Origin of the sequence: uncultured Thiodictyon sp. (assembly GCF_903828115.1) — a bacterium.
GTDB lineage: Bacteria > Pseudomonadota > Gammaproteobacteria > Chromatiales > Chromatiaceae > Thiodictyon.
Genome location: NZ_CAIKKU010000895.1, coordinates 1 through 3,947 on the forward strand (window position 1 = coordinate 1; position 3,947 = coordinate 3,947).

The following is a 3,947-nucleotide window of genomic DNA, read 5'->3' on the forward strand; positions in this document are numbered from 1 at the left end:
CAGCCTTGGCGCGCTCCAAGGCTGAAGCCTTGGACTCCAGGCGCTTGGGCTGCGGCGCTTAACTTAATGGCAGTGACGCGGAGCGTGGGAATGAGAAGAAACGAGAAAGCGAGAAGATAACCGCCACATCCCCGGAGACGACATGGATACCGAGACCGAACGTACCGCTCGCCTGTTCCTGAAGTTGGTCAGTAATCACTATGACTTGGCTGGGGCGCTGCTGTTCGGCAGCCGGGCCAGGCACGATGGGGACAGCGACAGCGACGCGGACATTGCGGTGCTGCTGCGTGGGGTGCCGGGTAGGGTGTTCAATCTGCCTGGTTTTTGGCCTGTTCCGCTCACGCAGTTTTCGTCCGTTTCTGTCGAGTCATATTTGTCTTTAAAAACATAAATTTGCTGTTTGCTGCCGGGCATCGACCCGTCACAGTCTCGCGGGATCAAAAGTGCGTGAAAAAGGGCCAGATTGAACACCCTAGGTGCCGGGTGCTCGGGCCGATGCGGCGGTGGCAATGGCCGGGATTGCCTTCGACGTGATGCTGGAAACCGGTGTACTGGTCGATCCGATTCCGCTTTGGGAGGAGGAATGGAACTACCCGGAGCGGTTCAGCAATCCGGCGTTGATTGCGAATATACGTCGTGACGGAGTGGCGCTGTGAGCCCTGACGAGTATCTGGCCAAGGCGCGGCGGGCGCTCGCGTCCGCCCGTTTGCTGCTGGCCGACGGCGATCTGGATGGCGCCTGTAACCGCGCCTATTACGCGATGTTCGACGCGGCCCAGGCTGCCGTAGAGACTGCGCAAGGAATGCCCGTGCGCCTGCGGCGCCCCGTCCGGCTGAAGCCTCGACCTCCAGTTAGGGCGTCATCGCACCGGAGGTCGAGGCTTTACCGTGAAAGTCGCGCCGGGAGCGCGCTCCAATTCCCCCTCTCCCTCTGGGAGAGGGCGGGGTGAGGGAACGGCCATGGCGACCGCAACTTTCATCTTTCGGGGTGGCGCGGGCGCCATGGCCGTTAGCCGGTCGCGCGCCCGCTTGCGGGCGTCGCCGCGGCGAATACTCTACATAATCTGGGAGACCACTGCCATGACCCGGACTGCCGGAATCAAGGGCACGCCCATGACCCGAGACCGACACTGGAGACCTGAGGATGATCTGGACCATCAAGGTGACATTAGTAGCCGGTGCATACGCAACATCGCCGTGCGTGCGAGTGTTCGAGATGGACTCGGACACCTGCCTGGAGGACCTGCATTTTCTGATTCAGAAAACGGTTAGATTCGACGACGATCATCTCCATGATTTCTTTGTCGCCAGGACCGTACGCAGCAGTGAGCGGATACCCGTCGATGACGAGAACGGCGACTTGGACGACACGACGCTCGCCGACCTGTTTCCGCTACCGAAGAATCGCAAGCTCTTCTACTATTTCGACTACGGCGATAGCTGGACCTTTGAGATTTCGCGCACGCGCAAGGCACCCTTTGCGGCGGTTCCCGGCATCAACTATCCCGTACTGATCGAGAAGATCGGAAAGAACCCGAAGCAATATCCATAAGCCGAGGAACTATGCCATGGCAAAGTTGGGCAGTAAGGCGCGTCCGCTCATGCTGCGCGTCCAATCGGAGGATCAGGCCTATTTCGTAGCCGCGACCTGCGCGAAGCACGGCTGGGAGTACATCATGGAGATCGCTCCCGACGAACCGGAGGATCTCAGTGACCTGGATCAGGTGGTGACTCCCGCTGCGCCGGTCAGATCGGCCAAGGTCGAGCGCAATGGCCCCTGCCCCTGCGGCAGCGGCAAGAAATACAAGAAGTGCTCGCAAACTCGCGAACGGTGATCCGACGATGGAGCAGGAACTCCTGGCGATCTTGGAGATGATGACCAGACGCAAGCAGCGCTATTTCACGGACGATGACCGAATCATCGCGGAGTATTCGATCACCGACCGCGAGGACGGACTGCACCTGTCGGGTTACGCTGCGCTAACCCGACCTACGCCAGGTACTTGCACAGCCTCGCCACCTGGGAACGAGAAGACGAGAAACCACCGGCCCACGGAAGGCGGTAAGATGCAGGGCTCGCGCAGCGGCACCGCTGCGCACCGCGCAGGAATCAGCCATGAAGAGCAGAGAATTGATGGCGTGCGAGACCAAGGTCTTCGCGGCCAGGATCAGGGCACTGAAACCAAAGGAGATACAGCGCCACATCACCTGGGCGGCGGCGCACTTGGGCGTGCAGGATAATGAGGCAGTCACCCGGGCGGTGCTGGAGGCGGTGTTCAACGACGGCGACCTGCCGGCGGACAGCGGCCAGGAGATGCGGCGCGTACTCGCTGCCGTCGCGCCCTGGGTGACGGACCCGCGGGAACAGGCGGACCTGCTGCTGCGCTTAGTGGCACTCTATGTGACCTACGTGCGTCAGGGGGTCCAGGACCTGGTGCTGGCCAAGCGCCGTCAGGACAGAAAGGCGCCGCCCGCGCATGACCGCAACAGGCACCATGAGCGCACCCACTGCGATGACCCGGACTGCCGGGACCATGACCACCCCCTTGACCCGGGTCCCGCGGCGGCACAAACTCCGCTGGTCCGGGGGATTCGCTCGATCATCGCCTAGTCAACAATCGTTCCAGGAGCCTCGCCCATGCTGCGCGCCATTCTGACCATCCTGACCCTATGCCTGTTCTCCGCCGGGGCCTGGGCCGATGCCACTGTCCCGACCAAGGACCAGGACGGCGCCCGGGACCATCCGCTACTCAAGCGCTATGAGGGGTCCTTCATCGTCGCCCACGACGGCAAGGCCTTCGATGAGTTCGTGCTGCCGGTGGCGCCACTTACGCCGGGCACGGACCCGAAGCGGCGCGATCAGCACAACAACCACTGGTTTGCACCTGAGAAGACCCTTGAGTTGGAGGGCCGCACCACGCGCCTGGTCTATATCCTGCCGGAAGGGCGCTCGACGCTCGAGGTGGTGCGCAATTACCAGGATGAGGTGGAGGCAGCGGGCGGCAAGGTACTGTTCATGTGCAAGCGGGAGGAGTGCGGTGGCGACCCAGGACGCTCAAGCTCGGGCGGTGGCGGCGAGATGAGTCTCGCCATGGTCCTCTACCCCGAGGAGCGGATCACCGACGCCGCGTTCTCCAATGGCCATTGCGCCATGACGGAGGGGATCAAGGACCAGCGCTATCTGGCCGCCGAGTTGCCGCAGCAGCAGGCGCATGTCTCGGTGCTGGCCTACACCCTGAAGGCCGGCAACTATTGCAAGGCGCTCGATGGGCGCACGGTCGCGATCGTCGACTTCGTGGAGGCCAAAGGGCGTGAGCAGAAGATGGTGAAGGTGGACGCGGCGCAGATGGCGCGCACCATCGCGGCGACCGGGCGGATCGCCCTATACGGCATCCTGTTCGATGTCGATAAGGCAACGGTGAAACCGGAATCGACAGCGGCCCTGACCGAGATCGCGGCCCTGCTCAAGTCAGACCCGACGCTCAAGCTGTTGGTCGTGGGCCATACCGACACGGCCGGAGCCTTCGATTACAACCGGCAACTCTCCCAGCGGCGGGCAGACGCGGTGGTGGCCGCCCTGGTCCGCGACCATCAGGCGGACAAGGCGCGGTTGCTGCCGGTGGGGGTGTCATTCGCCGCACCGGTGACGTCCAATGCGAGTGAGGAAGGGCGGGCGCAGAATCGGCGGGTGGAGTTGGTGCAGTATTAGCCGGCTTTTCAGGATAACAACAGCACGCTCCGCGTCATCGGCAATCCTGTTAAGTAACGAGTCAAGAACAAGTTAACCACAGTCGTTGTCGTTGTCGCTGTCGTTGTCGTTGTCGTTGTCGCTGTCGCTGTCGTTGTCGCTGTCGTTGTCGTTGTCGTTGTCGCTGTCGCTGTCGTTGTCGCTGTCGTTGTCGTTGTCGTAATCGGAGAAGCGATGCACTTTGGGGTGCGAGAGAATCC

The 3,947-nt window shown here is 62.2% G+C and carries 8 protein-coding genes; 7 read left to right on the forward strand and 1 reads right to left on the reverse strand.

Features of this window, described 5'->3' with window-relative positions:
• Positions 1 to 142: 142 nt before the first annotated feature.
• The 7 genes from QZY48_RS33925 (at position 143) to QZY48_RS33955 (ending at position 3,708) form a co-directional block, all read left to right on the forward strand.
• Entirely contained in the window at positions 143 to 391 is a 249-nt protein-coding gene (locus tag QZY48_RS33925; RefSeq protein WP_295439095.1) for a nucleotidyltransferase domain-containing protein, read from the forward strand.
• Positions 392 to 509: 118 nt separating this feature from the next.
• Positions 510 to 656: a nucleotidyltransferase gene (locus tag QZY48_RS33930; RefSeq protein ID WP_295439097.1), complete on the forward strand. Its 147-nt coding sequence runs from the start codon at positions 510 to 512 to the stop codon at positions 654 to 656.
• Positions 653 to 949 (forward strand): HEPN domain-containing protein, encoded by a 297-nt coding sequence (locus tag QZY48_RS33935; RefSeq protein WP_295439099.1) that lies wholly within the window; start codon positions 653 to 655, stop codon positions 947 to 949. Before QZY48_RS33930 ends, QZY48_RS33935 begins: the two co-directional genes overlap by 4 nt.
• Before the next feature lie 194 nt (positions 950 to 1,143).
• The gene (locus QZY48_RS33940) at positions 1,144 to 1,551 is read left to right on the forward strand and encodes a hypothetical protein (protein ID WP_295439102.1); all 408 of its coding nucleotides are present in this window, start codon (positions 1,144 to 1,146) and stop codon (positions 1,549 to 1,551) included.
• Positions 1,552 to 1,567: 16 nt separating this feature from the next.
• Positions 1,568 to 1,834 (forward strand): PBPRA1643 family SWIM/SEC-C metal-binding motif protein, encoded by a 267-nt coding sequence (locus QZY48_RS33945; RefSeq protein WP_295439104.1) that lies wholly within the window; start codon positions 1,568 to 1,570, stop codon positions 1,832 to 1,834.
• A gap of 299 nt (positions 1,835 to 2,133) precedes the next feature.
• On the forward strand, positions 2,134 to 2,610 hold the full coding sequence (locus QZY48_RS33950) for a hypothetical protein (RefSeq protein ID WP_295439106.1): 477 nt from the start codon (positions 2,134 to 2,136) through the stop codon (positions 2,608 to 2,610).
• A gap of 27 nt (positions 2,611 to 2,637) precedes the next feature.
• Positions 2,638 to 3,708 (forward strand): OmpA family protein, encoded by a 1,071-nt coding sequence (locus QZY48_RS33955; RefSeq protein WP_295439107.1) that lies wholly within the window; start codon positions 2,638 to 2,640, stop codon positions 3,706 to 3,708.
• Between the two features lie 8 nt (positions 3,709 to 3,716).
• Here QZY48_RS33955 and QZY48_RS33960 read toward each other — a convergent pair.
• On the reverse strand, positions 3,717 to 3,947 hold a 231-nt coding region (locus QZY48_RS33960; RefSeq protein WP_295439109.1), incomplete at its 5' end, for a hypothetical protein.